This window comes from Flagellimonas marina, from assembly GCF_042651185.1.
GTDB lineage: Bacteria > Bacteroidota > Bacteroidia > Flavobacteriales > Flavobacteriaceae > Flagellimonas > Flagellimonas marina.
This window is the reverse complement of sequence record NZ_JBHSCL010000009.1, coordinates 106,063-124,008: the sequence shown is the minus strand read 5'-3', so window position 1 is coordinate 124,008 and position 17,946 is coordinate 106,063. Positions and strand designations below refer to the sequence as shown.

The following is a 17,946-nucleotide window of genomic DNA, read 5'->3' as shown; positions in this document are numbered from 1 at the left end:
TTTGGATACATGGCATGCAATGCTGACATTTCCTTTTGTTTCTCTTGCTAGCTTAGTTCCATAGTCACATAAAAATGGGAAAATGGATTATTTTGAACTAACGGAGAAATTGGACCGAATTGAACGGTTATTGGCCTCCAACAAGGAAGTATTGACATTCGAGGAAACCTGTGAGTATACGGGTATTTCCAGAAGTTATCTGTACAAACTGACCGCAGCTAGGGAAATTCCCCATTCCAAGCCTAATGGGAAAATGATATTCTTTGAAAAGAAGAAGCTCAATGAATGGTTATTGCAAAATGGAAGAAAATCCAAAATGGAAATTGAGGATGAGGCCATTAAATACACCCTTAAAAGGAGAAATGGCCAATTGTAGAACAATGCATTTGATCTTGCGTCTGAGTGGAAATTCAAGATGTGTCATTGTCATGACAAATCTTGCTTTTGCTCCCGGAGGTCGCAAAAGATGATGGAAATATGAAAAAGGAGTTCGTCCAGTTCCGATGCTCGGTCTACGAGAAGAAACTGCTGAAGGTAAAGGCCAGAAAGAGCGGTCTATCCATCAGTGAATACTGTCGCCGAGCAGCATTCAATGACAGGATAATTGAGCGGATGACCGATGAGCAAATTGAGGCATATAAAATGTTGGTGAAATACCAAAGGAACTTCAAACTGATCACCAATATGTTCCGCAAACGCAACCCAAAGTTGGCAGAAGAAGTAGCCCAACTGGCCAATGAAATACGACAGCACCTTATAAGCTTCAAAAAATGATAGGAAAGGGTAAGGCAATATCACACACTGCAGCTTCCATGAACTATGGACTGAAGGAAGAAAAGGATTCAGAAATTATTCACAGTCAATATCTGGCCGGGGAAACTCCAAGGGAAATTACGGAGGAGTTCAGGGTCATTCAACAACAGAACGAACTGTGCAAAAAGAACACGCTCAGCTTTGTGCTAAGCCCGACGATAGAGGACGGTAAAAAACTGGAAAAAAAACGGTTGAAAGAAATGACCGAGCGGTTCCTTAAAGAAATGAGGTTAAAGGAAAATCAGGCTGTGGCCTTTGTACACAGGGACAAGGAACACGTACATGTCCATCTCTATGTGAACCGGATAAGCTTTGAGGGAAAGGCCTACAATGACAGTTTCATTGGAAAACGGAGCCAACAAATGGCCGAGAGGGTTGCCAGACAGATGAGCCTCACTACGGTAAGGGAAGTGCAGCAGGAAAAGCTGTACAGAACCCAGGAACTAAGGTCGGAAATACAGAGAATCCATGAAAAAGTCATGGCCAAGGAACGGCCAAGGGATTTTGACCAGTATATCAAATCGATGGAGGAGAACATGGTGAAAGTCATCCCGAGTATCAACAGACAGAACCAATTACAGGGCTTTCGGTTCGAGTACAAAGGAACGAACCTTAAAGGTAGCGAGGTGCACCGTTCCATGTCCATGGGCAGAATCGCGGGCCAAATGAACTTTGAGAAGGACAGGGTACAAAGAATGGCAAAGGACAGGAGCATGGAACTTTTGGGTAGGACAGTGAATATCCCATCCAATTTGGCAGCAACCATTGCCAAGAAAACAATAAAACTGGCCATCAAAGTGGTCAGGGATACGGGAATAGGAATCTAAATAGTATATCATGGCAAAACTTGATGAAATAGCGGAACTGTTGACCGAGGAGATAAGTGAGTTTGAAAAGAGCATCGCACGATTGGAAAAGGTGCATGATGGCATGAAGAACCTTCAACTTAGGCCTGATACTGCTGGGATTGATGCGCTCTTGAAAGGGTACAGCAACAATCAAAAGAAGAACATTGAGGAACAGCAAAAACTGATGCAACGGATTCTTCGCAAGGTGGAGAAATCAATTCTGTTGCCAAGTTGGGCCATAAAACTGTCTTGGGGATTGTTGGTGTGTGTCCTTTTGGTCATCGGATTTTCGGTCTATCAGGTATCAAGGATATCCAAGAAAGAAGAGGCTGCATATATCAAAGGCCGGGACAGTGTCATGGGACATTACGGGACATTCCTTGAAGAGAGCACGCAGGCAAAGGAACTCTACCAAAAATGGATAGAGGAAAATGGCAAAAAGTAGGATAGCGCCCTATCCGATTTTTGCTTAACGTTTATCTGCCGGAACACTACAAAAATCGGACAGGATCCATGCGCAAAGTTTAGAGGTAAGAATTTGGGACATTTACCGCATAAAAAAACCATCATTTAGAGATGGTTTTATTGGTTGTTGAATTATATGATCTAACTGATCAATAATTCGACATTTACGGCGTTCATGCCCTTCTGACCTCTTTCCACGGTAAACTTGACCTTATCGTTTTCGCGGATTTTATCTATGAGGCCACTTTGGTGCACAAAAACATCATCATCGGAGTCATTGGGCTGAATAAAACCAAAGCCCTTGGCTTCATTAAAAAACTTTACTATTCCTTCTCTCATTACTTTATATTTAATATTAATATTCTATTCAATGTTTGTTTTTATTTGTTGTTTTATTATTACCCCCTCTTTCAGGTATGAACAGGTTGTACCTTCCCTAACTTTCGTAAAACTCCAACATGGTCGATAATGGCGGCGATAAATGTTCTTTTTGTATTATAAGGAATCCCAAATTCCCTGGCAGTATCGGCTACGATACCAGATATTTTTCTATAATGTATATGGCAGACATTGGGCAATAGATGATGCTCCACCTGATAGTTCAACCCGCCAATCAGCCATGAAAATATTCTGCTCTTGGGAGAAAAATTAGTTGTTGTGGCCAATTGGTGGTCTGCCCAGTCACTTGAAATTACCCCATCTTCATTAGGCAGAGGAAATTCCGTATTCGGCATGATGTGCGCTACTTGAAATACGATGCTTATCAGTAGACCTGTAACAAAATGCATGCTGAGAAAAGCCAGAACGATGATCCATGGGGACAGAGGCACAACCAACAAGGGTATGATCAAGGCATACGAAAAGTATATCAACTTCCATCCAACAATCTTCATGAGCGCATTCCTGTAACCATTTTTTTTGTTGAAAAATCCCATTTTCCGATACCGATCAAGTCTTATGAAATCTTTGGTAGTTATCCAAGAGACCGTGGATAGGCCATAAAAGAACCATACATACAAGTATTGAAATCTATGCAGCCCATTTTTTTTGGCATGTGGGGAGAACCGAAGGAAAAATGGTGCGTTAATGTCATCATCGGCCCCCTCAATGTTGGTATAGGTATGATGAAGTACATTGTGTTGGATTTTCCAAACAGCGGCATTACCTCCTATGAGGTTCATGGTGTACCCAAGATATGTGTTCACTTTTTGATTTTTGGAGTAAGATCCATGGATGGCATCGTGCATAATGCCCATTCCTATTCCGGCCATTCCTGTTCCACTTATTATATAAAGACCAAAAAGTAACGAGGGAGCGGTAACCATCCCTATGTTTATGAAAATCAAGGGGACAAAAAAAACAGTGAGCATGACCATGGTCTTCAAAACCATACTTATGTTGGCATGTCTACTGATATTGTTTGTTTTAAAATATGTGCTGACCCGGTTTCTTAGGGTTTTTGAAAAATCAGAATTTGAATTTTTTGAAAATCTTGGCTTGTTAATGCCATTAATTGCGGTTTGGTGTTGCTCACGCATGTGATATAAAGGGATAATTGATAAGCGCAATTGGCTTGGGCATGTTGAAGAATTATCCAAATATGGAGACCATTACATAATTGTCCGAATCCATAAAGGCGTCACCATCCTTAACGTTTGGCTTAAAATATTTGACTACGTTATAAATTAAAAAGAAGAGAGCTGAAAATGAATTGAAGATCTGCGAAGACTAAATTGACTTGGGCTTTCCGAATTTTAACCTCACAAACTTACCATTTATCTGGGCAGTATTCCCTAATAATGTGTTAATTGTTGAAAACAAGTATTTTAGGAAACGAAACTATTGAAAGGTTGAATTGCCATTTCAAAGGCAATTAGAATCGAAAAAACGATCGTGCTCTATGAAAGTAGAACCATTCCTTATCATAAAATAAACTGGGCAAACGGGTTTAGTTCCAATTTAAATCCTTTCCTTTACATCGCATCACGGGTTATGGACGATGATTGCTCCAATCCTTAAATAAAAAGATAGCCCTCCTTTTTCCCATTTACAATTCACAAAGGGCCACTTCTTAGTTATTTTTTGCTTGAACCAATATTCACATTTTTAAGACCAGACCAAACAGGTCAAAGCCCAAAATTTTGTATATGCCAGGGAATCTGCCATTTCCCTGAAAAAGAGCCCAATGTGTAAATATTGGCCCTCAATGGCTGGATTTAAATAATATTAATAACTAGAAAATATGCTGATAATCAAGATAGTTCCAGGCGAGAATATAGAAAGAGCTTTGAAAAGGTATAGGAACAAGGTAAGGAACACCCAACAGTTGAAACGCATTAGGGATAACCAAGAGTTTACCAAAAAATCCGAAGAGAGAAGGGAGAGCCTGAAAAAGGCAATCCATAGAAAGGAATATTTAAAAAAGAATGAGGAGTGATTTTATGGACAAAGATTTAAACCTAGCCGTCCTAATAGATGGTGACAATATACCTTCCAAATATGTGAAGGAAATGTTGGAAGAGATTGCCAAATATGGAAATCCGAGCATTAAAAGGATTTATGGTGATTGGACAAAGCCAAGTTTGGCGAAATGGAAGGATGTCCTACTAAAAAATGCCATTACTCCCGTGCAACAATATGGATATACCACGGGCAAAAATGCAACGGACAGTGCCATGATCATTGACGCAATGGACATACTCTATTCCGGAAAGGTGAATGGTTTTTCACTGGTCTCCAGTGACAGTGATTTTACGCGGCTGGCCATACGACTAAGAGAAGCGGGGATGACCGTTTTTGGTATTGGAGAGCGAAAGACCCCAGACCCCTTTATAGTTTCATGCGACAAGTTCATATACCTTGAGATACTTCATAATACCCCTGTTGGGAAATCCAATACTCCTGAGAAAAGTGATAAGAACAAGATTGATAAAATCACCCCGAAAGTTATTGATCTTATACTTTCCACCATTGCCGATGTGGAAGATGAGGAAGGTTGGGCCTTCTTGGGTGAGGTAGGGACACTGTTGCAAAAGAAACAACCCAATTTTGATGCAAGAAACTATGGGTTCCGAAAACTTACACCTTTGGTCAAATCCATCGGTCAAATTGAAATAGGATCTAGAAAAAATCCAAAGGGCAATGGAAACTTGATTTATGTAAGGACGATGGCCTAATGAAAAACAAAACCTATGAGATCTCTTACCATATCAAAGCAAATAACAACACGGGATACCCTTTCCCTGAACAAGTATCTTAGTGATATAAGCCGCATTCCTATGGTAACCGAAGAGGAAGAGGTTGATTTGGCAGTTCGCATAAGGCAAGGAGATAACGAAGCTCTAGAAAAGTTGGTGTCCGCCAATTTACGATTTGTTGTGTCTGTGGCGAAGCAATACCAATCAAGGGGACTCAATTTGCATGATCTCATTAATGAAGGGAATGTTGGGCTCATCAGGGCTGCGGCAAAATATGATGAAACCCGTGGTTTCAAGTTCATTTCCTATGCAGTATGGTGGATACGCCAAGGAATAATACAGGCACTTACGGAAAAATCGAGGATGGTCAGATTGCCCTTGAACAAAATAAATGTAATCAACAAGATAAACAACGTCTCTTCCCATTTCGAACAAACACATCAAAGACCACCAACGGCGGATGAAATATCTGAAATGATTGATTTCTCGCTATCAGAGATCCAAGTATGCTTAAAGCACTCTTCCTGGCCCCTTTCAATGGATGAACCATTGGGGATTGGGGATGGAGGACTAAACTTGCATGACGTAATGCGTTCCGATGAGTTTGGCAGCCCAGAACAGAAGTTAATCAATAGTTCGTTACAATTGGAAATTGATGGTATTTTGGATATTTTATCTTATCGCGAAGCTTTTGTGATTAAGATGTACTTTGGGATAGGAGCAGAAGATTCCATGGGATTGGAAGAAATTGCATTTAATTTAGATCTTACAAAAGAAAGGGTCAGACAAATAAAAGTAAATGCCTTGGCCAGGTTAAGGAACTCCTCTAAAATTGAAATTTTGAAGCAGTATTTGGAATAAGTGTTTTTTTGAAAAAAGAACAACGGATTTACAAAATTAGATTTGGAATTTTATCAATGGCCTCATCTTTTAATTGTTCCACATGATTAAGGTACTTGAGGGTGCTTTTAGTGGAACTATGGCCCATGGCATCAGCAACAGTTTTGAGGTTGGCCCCATTTATTAGCAATTGGCAGGCAAAAGTATGTCTGGCACAATAAAAGGTAATGTGTTTGTCAATTTTAGCTCGTTTTACCCAATATCGTATGGCTTTGTTGGCCCCATTATCACTAAGGGACTGTATGTTGAAAATAAAATCTTCATTGTCTTTAGGCTTGCCAAGAATATTGTTTGCTGTCTGACCAAGACGGTTGTTTATCAGTTCTCCAGTCTTATTCCTATTGGTGATTAATCGACCTTTGTTGATATTCTTCCATTTGAGCTTTCTAATTTCAGCAAGACCAAGTGATGTGTAACAAGCAAACAAAAAGGCTCTTTTTATTTCATTATTTCCGCATCTGGTATTAGCCAATTTTTGTAATTCATCCATATCCAACACTTGCTTTTTTAAAGTATCGTCTTTATTTGGATTGGAGAAGCGAATGTCAACTGTTGGCATTTCTTTTAAATAACCTTCAATTTTGGCCGCTTTCAATATCTTTTTGAACCTAGTGAAATAGTTGTGGGCAGTTTCCCCGGTAAGTCCTGCATCATGGATTAAATAATCTTTAAAGCTGGACATTATTTTTGGATTTATTGAGGAAATCGTCAGCCTAGGGTTATTGACGGCCAGTTTAAACTTTTCGACGGAACTGGCAATGATACGAACATCCTTGTTTTTGTAGTTTTTAATATAGTTTTCAGCAAAAACAAAGAAATTCAACTTTTTTAGATGCTGGGGAACATGTCCAGTTTCATCTGATAAAAGTTCTAATTCCCTATTGGCTCGAATTCTTTCCGCAACCCTTTTCTTTTCAATTTTGGATTGATCTTTTGGGGAGAGTTTTATTTTGAGAAATTCCCTCCATCTTTCACCGTTATGATGAATATCCAAATAGAGACTTTTCTCTCCTGATTTTAATGTTCTGCTTCGAAGTTGTACGGACATAAAAGTGACGTAAAAGTGACGGTTTTTGTCCAAAAATACGAAATGAAGCGAAAATCAGCAAACAAAAATATTTTTAAATATTTGATATACAGTTATTTATACTCATTTGACATCAAAGAAAATTGTAGGTTCGATTCCCACCCAAGGTACTGAAAAGCCCTGTTGGTATTTACCGGCGGGGTTTTTTGTTGATGATGAGGTGTGCAACAAGAATGTTCGGCGTCACGTTTTGTGACGACTGAACCACTCCTTTAAATTTCATATTTTTGTGGCATGAAAGTTTTGGCGATCCTTTTATCGTTGCTTACGATGTTGCTTTCATCATACCCATGTTGTCAGGAGACCAGTTCTTGTTCCGAACAAGTATTGGTGGACCAATGTGGACATGACGAATCGGAAAAGCTTCCACTGAGCAAGGATACGCCTTGCTCCCCTTTTTATACCTGTGGCAGATGTCCAGGATTTACAATTGCGTATGAGTCCATGGATTTCATCAATCTAGAGGTTCAAAGGGAAGCTACTCCAGTACCGTATCTGGAACTTTTGCCCAAAGAAGTGTATTTTTTTTCCCTAAAACCCCCTCGCGCTTTTGAAGTATAACCCATTGTAGATAAAAATACGCTTGGCTTTTTTGGCCAAGATTCAAAATACTTCAAAAACCAAAAAAATGAAATTACGATTGTTTGTGGTGCTGTCCCTATTGGGGATGGTATCCGTTCTTGCACAGAATACTCTTGACCTTGTGGTCAAGGACTCTTTAAGTGGTGAACCCTTGATTGGGGTCACAGCGGTTTTGGCATCCTTGGACAAAGGGGCCATTTCCAATGAAAAAGGAGAAATACATATAGATAACATTCCAAATGGGACGTTTCAGCTGCGATTAAGTTATGTAGGATATGCTGCAGTGGAACGTGAACTTGATTTTCCTTTGGAAGAAACAATTCAAGGACAGACTTTTTTCCTTTTTCCCCAAACCGAAGAAATGGAAGAGGTAACTTTGGTCTCCACAAGGAGCAGCCGAACCATTGAGGACATTCCAACACGGGTAGAGGTCATCGCGGGGGAGGAACTCTCCGAAAAAGGAAATATGAAACCCGGAGACATCCGGATGCTGCTTAACGAAAGCACAGGAATCCGAACCCAACAGACCTCGGCCACCAGCTACAACTCCAGTATCCGAATACAAGGCTTGGATGGGAAGTATACCCAGCTTCTCCGTGACGGTTTTCCTCTATTTTCTGGGTTCGCCAGTGGACTAAGTTTGATGCAAATAGCTCCTTTGGACCTGAAACAGGTGGAGGTCATCAAGGGCTCTAGTTCCACGCTGTATGGTGGAGGTGCCATTGCTGGACTGGTAAACTTGATTTCCAAAATCCCAGAGGATGAGCCCGAGCTCAGCTTTATGGCAAATGGCACCTCTGCTCTTGGTCTGGACCTTAGTGGTTTCTATTCGGAAAAGTTCAACAAAGTGGGAACAACGGTGTTCGCTTCGTACAATTTGGGAACACCTTACGATCCTGCGGATATTGGGTTGACAGCCATTCCCGAGTTTGATCGCTTTACCCTGAACCCCAAATTGTACTGGTATCTCAACGAACACACCGAACTGCTGTTGGGTATCAATGCCATTTGGGAAGACCGTCTTGGTGGTAATATGGATTATGTTAAGGGTGACGCGGTAGCCGACCCCTATTTTGAATCCAATGAAACCGAAAGGCTCTCTACCCAACTGGGATTCAAACATGCCTTTAATGACCAAAATCGATTGGAAGTCAAGAACAGTTTCAGTTTTTATGACCGAACTATCCAAATCCCAGATTTTTCTTTTTCGGGATACCAACGCTCGTCTTTTAGCGAGATTAATTTTTCCACAACTTCGGAAGATGAGGTGGAATGGGTCTTTGGCGCCAACCTATGGACGGAATATTTTAACGATACCCGCGAAAATCAGACCGAAGCTTTGGATCAATCCTACCAGATTATTGGATTGTTCGCTCAAAATGTATGGTCTATTGATGAAACTTTTTCTGTGGAGACCGGGTTCCGGGCCGATTTTCATTCCGATTATGGGGCCATGGCCCTTCCAAGATTATCTGTTCTCTTTGAGCCCACTAGCGCACTGACCTTCCGTTTGGGTGGTGGTATGGGGTACAAAACTCCTACGGTGTTCACCGAGGATGCCGAGCGGTTACAGTTCAGGAACGTGCTGCCCATCAATACGGATGAGGCTGACTTGGAGCGTTCCTTAGGTGGTAATTTCGATGTTAACTATAGATGGGTCCCCATGCCTGGGATGACAATGTCTATCAATACCCTCCTTTTTTATACCAAGATTGATGATCCCATGACACTGGTACCGGATGGGAATGGATTCTATGCATTCCAACAATACGGGGGCTATGTGGACACCCGTGGCGCAGAGGTCAACCTCAAGATAAAATATGGGGATTTTAAACTGTTCACTGGGTATACCCACGCCAATGTAAAACAACATGAAAATGGGACGGTTTCAGATTTTCCTTTGGTGGCCAAACACCGATTGAACAATGTGCTCATGTTTGAAAAGGAAGACAATCTTTGGGTAGGCCTTGAAGCCTATTATTACAGTCCACAACAATTGGGCAGTGGTGAAACAGGCCAATCGTATTGGATTGTTGGGTTGATGAGTGAAAAGAAGCTCGGTGAGAAATTTTCGATATTTCTGAACTTTGAGAATTTTCTGGATACTCGACAAACAAGGTTTGGCACAATTTATACAGGAAACATCAGTGACCCACAATTTTTGGATATTTATGCCCCTGTGGATGGTTTTGTAATCAATGGCGGATTTAAGATAAAAATATAGTTTTCCCTAAAAGAAGGATGCCAAGAAAATAACTTCTTGGTATCCCCTTTCCATTTTTCTTTTTATCAGAAAGGAAGCCTTCACATCATAGTATTCAACGGTTTTCTTGTTTTTGAGGACAGTTTGTTGATAACCCTGTGGAAAAAAGTTTGGGCCATCTGACACTTGTCAGATTTTTTTCCAAGCCTAGATTTTACGTTTGTTCCCATGACTTTTTCAGCCTCAAAAATCGCAATGTTGATAAAACTGTTGAGAACCCGAAAGAGGCAATGTAAAATCAAAGTAAAGAAAATATGAATTTTACAATCAGTTCATTTAGGACAAATCCAAACACTTTTTCTCATGCACATTTCTCATATTACTAAAAGGGATTTTAGTACACAGCCCTTCGATTTGCACAAAATTACCAATGCCATTTTAAAAGCCATGACCGCTGTAGACCATGGCCAAATGGAAGATGCCCAGACCATAGCCAGTAATGTTGAAAAGGCATTGTTGGAACGAAAAGAACAAGAGGAACACTATGTTCCCACGGTTGAGGAAGTTCAGGATGTGGTTGAGAATGAGTTAATGAACAGTGAGTTCCACGATGCGGCCAAAGCCTACATTATTTACAGGAACAAAAGGGCCCAAATGCGGGAAACGGATATTTTTGAGAAGCGCATCAACCTGAAACCCTACGAGTATCCCCAATTGTATGAATATGTGCCAGCTATCCGTCATTCGTATTGGATTCACACCGAGTTCAATTTTACCAGCGATATTCAGGATTTTAAATCTGGACTGACGGAAGTTGAACGAAGCGCCATTAAAAATACCATGTTGGCAATTTCCCAGATTGAGGTTGCCGTTAAAACCTTCTGGGGCGATATCTACCACCGTATGCCCAAACCTGAAATTGGTTCGGTAGGAGCCACATTTGCGGAAAGTGAAGTCCGCCACCATGATGCCTATTCACATCTGCTTGAGATTTTGGGTTTGAACCTAGAATTTGAGAACCTTAAGAAAAAACCTGTGATCATGAAACGGGTGCAGTATTTGGAAACCGCTCTTAAGAATGCCAAAAGTGAGAACAATAAGGAATATGCGGAGTCCATTTTGCTGTTTTCCCTGTTCATTGAGCATGTTTCTCTTTTCTCACAGTTTTTGATCATTATGGCCTTCAACAAGCACAAAAATGTGTTGAAGGGAATTTCGAATGTAGTGGAGGCCACCTCAAAAGAAGAGCAGATTCATGGTGATTTTGGAATCGATATCATAAACATCATCAAAAAAGAACACCCAGAATGGTTCGATGACGAATACAAGGAAATGATTCAGGAAATATGTGAAAAGGCATTTGAAGCCGAAAGCAAAATTGTGGATTGGATTTTTGAGGATGGCGAATTGGATTTCTTACCCAAAACAGTTGTAAATGAATTCATTAAGAACCGTTTCAATAATTCTTTGGAAAGCATTGGCATTGCAAAGGTGTTTGAGGTAGACCAAAAATTATTGGCAGAGACCGAGTGGTTTGATGATGAGATCATCGGCACCAAACATGGCGACTTTTTTGTAAAACGATCCATCAACTATAGCAAAAGAACACAAAGTATAACCAGCGACGACCTTTTTTAAATTATGGAGAACAAAGCCCAATCCCCCCAAATCGAAGACCTAAAAAAAGAAAACCAAACCCAAGAACTTGTAAATGCCCGAAAAAATGCGCTGGCACAACTCAAGGAAAAAGAAGAAAACACCGGATTTGAATGGCTGAATGAATACAGTCGTCAGTTTTTGGCTTCGGGCTATTTGACCGATGGGGTTACCCCAGAAGGTCGGATTCGGGAGATTGCGGACCGGGCCGAGCAAATTTTGCAGATACCAGGGTATTCGGACAAGTTTTACAACTATATGTCCGAAGGGTTTTTCTCTTTGGCGTCCCCGGTTTGGTCCAATTTTGGAAAAAGACGTGGGCTGCCCATTAGCTGTTTCGGCTCCCACATTGATGATGATATGGGGAATATTCTCTATACCCAATCTGAAGTGGGCATGATGTCCAAATTGGGTGGAGGTACTTCGGGCTACTTTGGGAAAATTAGGCATAGGGGAGCTGCTGTAAAAAATAACGGGCAGGCTTCTGGGGCTGTACACATCATGCAATTGTTCGAATCCATGGTGGATGTGGTGAGTCAAGGTTCAGTACGTCGCGGTCGCTTTTCACCGTATTTGCCCATTGATCATAAGGATATCATGGAGTTTTTGGAAATCGGTACCGAAGGGAACCCCATCCAGCAATTGACCCATGGTGTTACCGTGACCAATCAATGGATGCAGGAAATGATCGACGGCGATGTGGACAAGAGAACCGTTTGGGCCAAAGTCTTGCAGCGTAGGGGAGAGATGGGCTATCCGTATGTGTTCTTCTCTGACAATGCCAACAATGGAGCTGCGGATGTCTACAAGGACAAAGACCACCGCATTCACGCCAGTAATCTTTGTACCGAAATTATGTTGCCTTCCAACGACAATTGGTCGTTTGTATGTGTGTTGTCCAGCATAAATGTTCTGCATTACGATAAGTGGAAGAATACCGATGCCGTGGAGACCATGGTTTATTTCTTGGATGCCGTGATTACCGAGTTTGTGGAAAAATTGGAGGCGTATCGCGATTCCTCCGACCGGGATGATAGACAAACCTTCCTATTTATGGAGCGTGCTTACAATTTTGCCAAGGAAAATCGTGCCTTGGGCTTGGGCGTGTTGGGATGGCATTCGCTATTGCAATCCAAAAGGTTGGCATTTGACAGCCAAGAAGCCTATAATTTGAACAGTGAAATATTCAAGGGCATCAAAGAGCGCTCCTACAAAGCCTCAGCAGAATTGGCCGAACGTTATGGTGAGCCCGAAGTATTGAAAGGCTACGGAAGGCGCAACGCTACCCTGAACGCCATTGCCCCAACCACTTCATCGGCCTTTATTTTAGGTCAGGTTTCACAAGGAATTGAACCGATTTGGTCCAATTGCTATGTGAAGGACATCGCCAAGATCAAAACCACCATTAAAAATCCATTTTTGATGGAATTATTGGAGGAAAAAGGACAGAACACACCAGAAGTTTGGAAAAGCATTCGCGATATGGATGGTTCTGTTCAGCATTTGGACTTTTTGACCGATGAAGAAAAAGCCGTGTTCAAAACGTATTCGGAGTTGGACCAATTGGATATTGTGTACCAAGCCGCTAATCGGCAAAACCATATTGATCAAGGTCAATCGGTCAATATTATTGTTCATCCGGACATGCCGACCAAAGAAATCAATAAAATTCATGTAACCGCTTGGAAATTAGGCTTAAAGTCGCTGTACTATCAGCACAGCATGAATGCTGCACAGAAATTCAAGCAGAAAAAAGAATGCACTAGTTGTGAGGCATAAGTCTAGCTAGCTAAAACTGTTCCAATAGAGCTTATTTCAGCCCCCAAACCATGGTTTGGGGGCTGTTTTTTTGATGTGTCCATAATAAGGCCAACAATTCCAAATCCAGTTAAAATGTTAAAAAATGGGCATTGTTTTCCATCTTTAATCCGATGTTTCACAACAAATGATCGGCGTAATACAACATAACTTCCATTTTGTCCGTAGTTGTTGATATGTTTGGGTTACTCTTACTTCGTAAGAATAGCCTCATCCTCTAAACTATGAACAAACCCCAACCTCGCCAGTACAAAATCCATTTCTTTTTGGCTTTCTTGTTTGCACTGGGCATAGTGCAAGTTGGGAATGCGCAATGTCCGGCCGATGCAGGTTCTGATATAACCGTGGCACATTTGACCCCCATTTTTTTAAATGCGGCATCACCAGCACCAAATTCAGGTGTATGGACGCAGGTCTTGGGACCATCTGTGGTAAATTTTGTAGATCCAACCGACCCTGCCACAGAAGTAGAGGGAACTGTTCCCGGAACCTATGAATTTAGATGGACGGTTTCTGGAGCATGTACAACAGCATCAGATATCGTTGAGGTGAATGTGGTTGGAGTAGATTTGGAGTTAGAAATTGCGGCGAGCAATCCCACACCAGATGTGGGCGATGTGGTCACCTTTACCATCAACCTGAGTAATTTAGGGGATGTTGACGCGACCGGGGTTTCAGTTGAAAGCTTGGTCCCTGCCGGTTTTGGGAGTGTAACGGCAATCAATAGTGGAGGTACATTCAGCTTTGTTACCGATAAGGTTACATGGACTGGACTTTCAGTTCCATTGGGAACCAACACAATGGTTCTTAATTTTGATGCAACGGTTTTGACCCCAACGGGCACTTCAGGCGAGTTCACCCATATTGCCGAAGTAACCGCAAGTGGTGAATTTGATTATGACAGTACCCCCAATAATGATGACGGGGACCAGAGCGAAGATGATGAAGACGCAATAACCGTAGCACCGCTTCAAGCCGATTTATCCCTTACCAAAACCATTGTGGGCGGAAACACCATGCCTTTTGTGGGTGAAGCCATTAGTTTTGAAATAGCCATAACCAATGATGGCCCTGATGATGCCACCAATGTGCGGGTGGTAGATCAACTACAATCTGGGTACAGTTATGTTTCGTATACAGCTACAGCAGGAACGTATGATGTAGGAAGTGCCTTTTGGGATGTAGGGACTTTGGCCAATGGGGCAACCGAAACTTTGACCATCAATGTAACCGTAAACGCTACAGGAAACCATACCAATACCTCTCAAGTTTGGCAGTCTGATGCTTACGATTTGGACTCTACACCCGGTAATGGGGTCTCTTCTGAAGATGACCAAGGGGACGTCTCTGTTACCCCTGTTGAACTGGTCGACCTTTCGTTGACCAAGGTGATTGATAAATCTCCACCTTTGGTGAGTGACAATGTTAGGTTTACGCTGACTGTTTCCAATGCCGGTCCCAGTGATGCAACTTCGGTGGAGGTTACTGATCTCTTGCCATCAGGATTTACCTATGTTTCGGATAATGGGGGTGGAGCTTACGATGAGGTTAGCGGTATCTGGACTGTAGGCGCCCTTGCCAATGGAAATTCCACAAGCCTGAGCATTTTCGCCAACGTGAACGCGATGGGCGATTATACCAATATTGCCGAGATTACGGGCCATGATCAGGCCGATTCCGATTCAACCCCAAATAACAATGTTCCGGGTGAAGATGACCAAGATGAAGTAGTGGTCAATCCCACTCCAGTAGTTGACATTTCAGTCACCAAAAATGTGGATGAATTAATTCCTAATGTGGGCGATCAGGTAATTTTTACAGTTACGGTTCAAAATGATGGCCCCAGAGATGCCACAAACTTGGTGGTCACGGATGTTTTAGCTTCGGGCTATGATTTCGTTAGTGCTCTAACCAGCAATGGCACCTACAATAATGTGAATGGATCATGGACCCTAGGAAGTTTGGCCAGCGGAGCCTCAGAAACCCTTACGATAACGACTGAGGTGTTATCCAGCGGCAACTATGCCAACACCGCAGAACTTACAGGACTTACTGAGACCGATGTGGACTCAACTCCGGGAAACAACAGTGAATCAGAAGATGACCAACAAACAGTTACGCCGGTGCCTCTTCCGTTATCAGACTTGCTTTTACGGAAATCTGTGGACAATCTGAGTCCATTTGTGGGAGAGGATGTCATTTTTAACATCAATATTACCAATTTGGGGCCGAGTGATGTCACCGGGGTTCAGGTATTGGACTTGTTGCCTTCAGGATACACCTATGTTTCAAACAGTAGAACGGCGGGAACCTATAATTCCAACACAGGAATTTGGGAACTGAACAATGTCATTCCCGATGGGGTGACGGAAACCTTGAATATTGTGGCTACGGTAAACCCAACAGGGGACTATTTTAATGTGGCCGAAGTGGTTTCGTCCAACAATGATGACCCCAACTCAACCCCTAACAATAACAATATTTTTGAAAACGATCAAGATAGTGCGGGAACCATTCCTATTCCTGCTGCGGATATGACCCTGACCAAAACCGTTGATAATGAATTTCCCGATGTTTCTGATACCGTTACCTTCACCCTCAGCTTGACCAATGAAGGTCCAAGTGATGCTTTTGCCTTAGTGGTGGAGGACGTATTGCCTTCAGGATACACCTATATTTCTGATGATACTGGTGGATCTTACGATGTGAATTCAGGTATTTGGAATGTGGGCAACCTAATTGCAGGAAGCAATGCAACGCTGAACATGGTGGTTGAAGTAAATGCCTCTGGAGATTATGTAAACCGGGCCGAGTTGGTGAATTCCGTAATACCAGACCCAGATTCCGCTCCGGGCAACAACGACCCAACCGAAGACGATCAAGATGAGCAATCCACCACCCCAAGACACGTTACTGATATTTCAATCACCAATACAGCAGATAATCTAAGTCCATCTGCAGGAGATCAGCTAGTGTTTACCATTGCCGTAAACAACGCAGGCCCCAATGATGCCACAGGCTTGGTTGTGGAAGATGTATTGGCCACAGGCTATGGTTTTGTAGCTGCTACGCCTTCAGTAGGAACGTATGACGAGCTAGTAGGTTCTTGGGATATTGGAAATCTGAACAGCGGGACATGGGCAACCCTTCAAATTACGGTAGTGGTACTGCCCAACGGGGATTACAGAAACACAGCCGAGTTGATTGCGTTGGATACGTATGATCCTGATTCTACGCCAAACAACAATGTGCCTTCAGAAGATGATCAAGCTACCGTAGTGCCTGTACCCGATGGTTTGGCAGATTTGTCGCTGACCAAAATTGTGGATAATGCCACGCCAAACGTGGGCGATGTGGTCCGATTCACCATCAGCGTCACCAACGATGGCCCTACCGATGCAACTGGCGTTGTAATCACCGATGTATTGCCCGAAGGCTATACCTATCAATCGCATACCGCAACTGCCGGAGTCTACAACCCTGCCAACGGCTTGTGGAACGTCAACCGAACAATTTTCAATCAGAACAGTGAAACGCTCGAGCTATTGGCCGTGGTGAATACCCCTACGGGGCAAGCTGATGAATATCTCAATGTAGCCGAAATAACAGCCAGTAATTTTTCAGACCCAGATAGTAATCCAAATGAAGGTAACACAACCGATGATTATTCGGATGGCGCTGCTGATGATGACGAAGCCAGTGCTTTTGTGGTGCCCCAAACCACAGATTTAGCCATCACGAAGGTAGTGGACCGATTGGAACCCAATATTGGGGATGAAGTTGTTTTTACGATTACTGTGACCAACCAAGGCAATGTTCCTGCAACGAATATTGGTATTGAAGAGCAATTGCCCAACGGTTATCGTTTGGTGAACTCTTCAGCATCTGTGGGATTGTATGATGCTGGTGGTGGTTTTTGGGAGTTGGATGTGCTACAAGTTTCCGAAACGGCCCAACTCGATGTAACCGTGGAGGTCTTGGATTTTGAAGACTATTTAAACACGGCCAGCTTGGCTTTCGTAGATCAATTGGACACCAATGCGGGCAATGATTCAGCCGAAGCCTTGGTGCAACCTAGCTGTTTGGTGGTGTACAATGAATTTTCACCCAATGGTGATGGGGTTAACGACTTCTTTACCATTGATTGTATTTCTAGATATCCCGGAAATGTACTTGAGGTGTATAACCGATGGGGAACTGTGGTGTATCAAAAACGCGGGTATAACAATGATTGGGATGGAACACCCAACGGTAGGGCCATTATTCAAAAAGAAGATGAATTGCCGGTAGGAACCTATTATTATGTGTTGGATTTGGGGGATGGTTCCGAACCCAGAACGGATTGGTTGTATCTAAATCGATAATAAAGGGATGAAC

At 42.4% G+C, this 17,946-nt stretch carries 15 protein-coding genes; 12 read left to right on the top strand and 3 right to left on the bottom strand.

Going from position 1 to position 17,946, the window contains the following annotated elements:
- The first annotated feature begins 82 nt into the window (after window positions 1–82).
- The 4 genes from ACFOWS_RS14375 to ACFOWS_RS14360 all read left to right on the top strand — a co-directional run bounded on the left by ACFOWS_RS14375 (window position 83) and on the right by ACFOWS_RS14360 (window position 2,106).
- Window positions 83–376 (top strand): helix-turn-helix domain-containing protein, encoded by a 294-nt coding sequence (locus ACFOWS_RS14375; protein ID WP_379765892.1) that lies wholly within the window; start codon window positions 83–85, stop codon window positions 374–376.
- A 101-nt stretch (window positions 377–477) separates the two neighbouring features.
- Window positions 478–774 carry a mobilization protein MbpA gene (gene mbpA / locus ACFOWS_RS14370; protein ID WP_207098866.1) on the top strand — a complete coding sequence of 99 codons (297 nt, stop codon included), beginning with the start codon at window positions 478–480 and terminating at the stop codon, window positions 772–774.
- A complete protein-coding gene (locus ACFOWS_RS14365) occupies window positions 771–1,640 on the top strand; it encodes a relaxase/mobilization nuclease domain-containing protein (RefSeq protein WP_379765889.1) in 870 nt (289 codons plus the stop codon). The genes mbpA and ACFOWS_RS14365 overlap by 4 nt, the downstream gene beginning before the upstream one ends.
- A gap of 10 nt (window positions 1,641–1,650) precedes the next feature.
- On the top strand, window positions 1,651–2,106 hold the full coding sequence (locus tag ACFOWS_RS14360; protein ID WP_379765886.1) for a DUF6730 family protein: 456 nt from the start codon (window positions 1,651–1,653) through the stop codon (window positions 2,104–2,106).
- 161 nt (window positions 2,107–2,267) lie between these two features.
- On the opposite strand, the gene ACFOWS_RS14355 is transcribed toward ACFOWS_RS14360, so the two are convergent.
- Both ACFOWS_RS14355 and ACFOWS_RS14350 read right to left on the bottom strand, forming a co-directional pair.
- Window positions 2,268–2,465: a cold-shock protein gene (locus ACFOWS_RS14355; RefSeq protein ID WP_379765883.1), complete on the bottom strand. Its 198-nt coding sequence runs from the start codon at window positions 2,463–2,465 to the stop codon at window positions 2,268–2,270.
- 71 nt (window positions 2,466–2,536) lie between these two features.
- Window positions 2,537–3,496 (bottom strand): fatty acid desaturase family protein, encoded by a 960-nt coding sequence (locus tag ACFOWS_RS14350; protein ID WP_379765880.1) that lies wholly within the window; start codon window positions 3,494–3,496, stop codon window positions 2,537–2,539.
- An 872-nt stretch (window positions 3,497–4,368) separates the two neighbouring features.
- Here ACFOWS_RS14350 and ACFOWS_RS14345 point away from each other — a divergent pair.
- From ACFOWS_RS14345 to ACFOWS_RS14335, 3 genes are read left to right on the top strand one after another with little or no spacing between them, the layout of a single operon-like run.
- Window positions 4,369–4,563, top strand: a complete 195-nt coding sequence (locus ACFOWS_RS14345) for a small ribosomal subunit protein bS21 (RefSeq protein ID WP_207098870.1) — start codon at window positions 4,369–4,371, stop codon at window positions 4,561–4,563.
- Window positions 4,564–4,567: 4 nt separating this feature from the next.
- On the top strand, window positions 4,568–5,302 hold the full coding sequence (locus ACFOWS_RS14340) for an NYN domain-containing protein (RefSeq protein ID WP_379765877.1): 735 nt from the start codon (window positions 4,568–4,570) through the stop codon (window positions 5,300–5,302).
- A 15-nt stretch (window positions 5,303–5,317) separates the two neighbouring features.
- Window positions 5,318–6,184, top strand: a complete 867-nt coding sequence (locus ACFOWS_RS14335) for a sigma-70 family RNA polymerase sigma factor (protein WP_379765874.1) — start codon at window positions 5,318–5,320, stop codon at window positions 6,182–6,184.
- Window positions 6,185–6,212: 28 nt separating this feature from the next.
- Here ACFOWS_RS14335 and ACFOWS_RS14330 read toward each other — a convergent pair whose 3' ends face one another.
- Window positions 6,213–7,271, bottom strand: a complete 1,059-nt coding sequence (locus ACFOWS_RS14330) for a site-specific integrase (protein WP_379765871.1) — start codon at window positions 7,269–7,271, stop codon at window positions 6,213–6,215.
- Window positions 7,272–7,544: 273 nt separating this feature from the next.
- Here ACFOWS_RS14330 and ACFOWS_RS14325 point away from each other — a divergent pair, with 273 nt between their 5' ends.
- The 5 genes from ACFOWS_RS14325 to ACFOWS_RS14305 all read left to right on the top strand — a co-directional run bounded on the left by ACFOWS_RS14325 (window position 7,545) and on the right by ACFOWS_RS14305 (window position 17,933).
- Entirely contained in the window at window positions 7,545–7,871 is a 327-nt protein-coding gene (locus ACFOWS_RS14325) for a hypothetical protein (RefSeq protein ID WP_379765868.1), read from the top strand.
- 67 nt (window positions 7,872–7,938) lie between these two features.
- Window positions 7,939–10,116: a TonB-dependent receptor gene (locus tag ACFOWS_RS14320; protein ID WP_379765865.1), complete on the top strand. Its 2,178-nt coding sequence runs from the start codon at window positions 7,939–7,941 to the stop codon at window positions 10,114–10,116.
- 342 nt (window positions 10,117–10,458) lie between these two features.
- The gene (locus ACFOWS_RS14315) at window positions 10,459–11,733 is read left to right on the top strand and encodes a ribonucleotide-diphosphate reductase subunit beta (RefSeq protein WP_379765862.1); all 1,275 of its coding nucleotides are present in this window, start codon (window positions 10,459–10,461) and stop codon (window positions 11,731–11,733) included.
- 3 nt (window positions 11,734–11,736) lie between these two features.
- The gene (locus ACFOWS_RS14310; protein ID WP_379765859.1) at window positions 11,737–13,530 is read left to right on the top strand and encodes a ribonucleoside-diphosphate reductase subunit alpha; all 1,794 of its coding nucleotides are present in this window, start codon (window positions 11,737–11,739) and stop codon (window positions 13,528–13,530) included.
- Between the two features lie 263 nt (window positions 13,531–13,793).
- Complete coding sequence (locus tag ACFOWS_RS14305; RefSeq protein ID WP_379765856.1) at window positions 13,794–17,933, top strand: T9SS type B sorting domain-containing protein; 4,140 nt, start codon at window positions 13,794–13,796, stop codon at window positions 17,931–17,933.
- The last annotated feature ends 13 nt before the right edge of the window (window positions 17,934–17,946 follow it).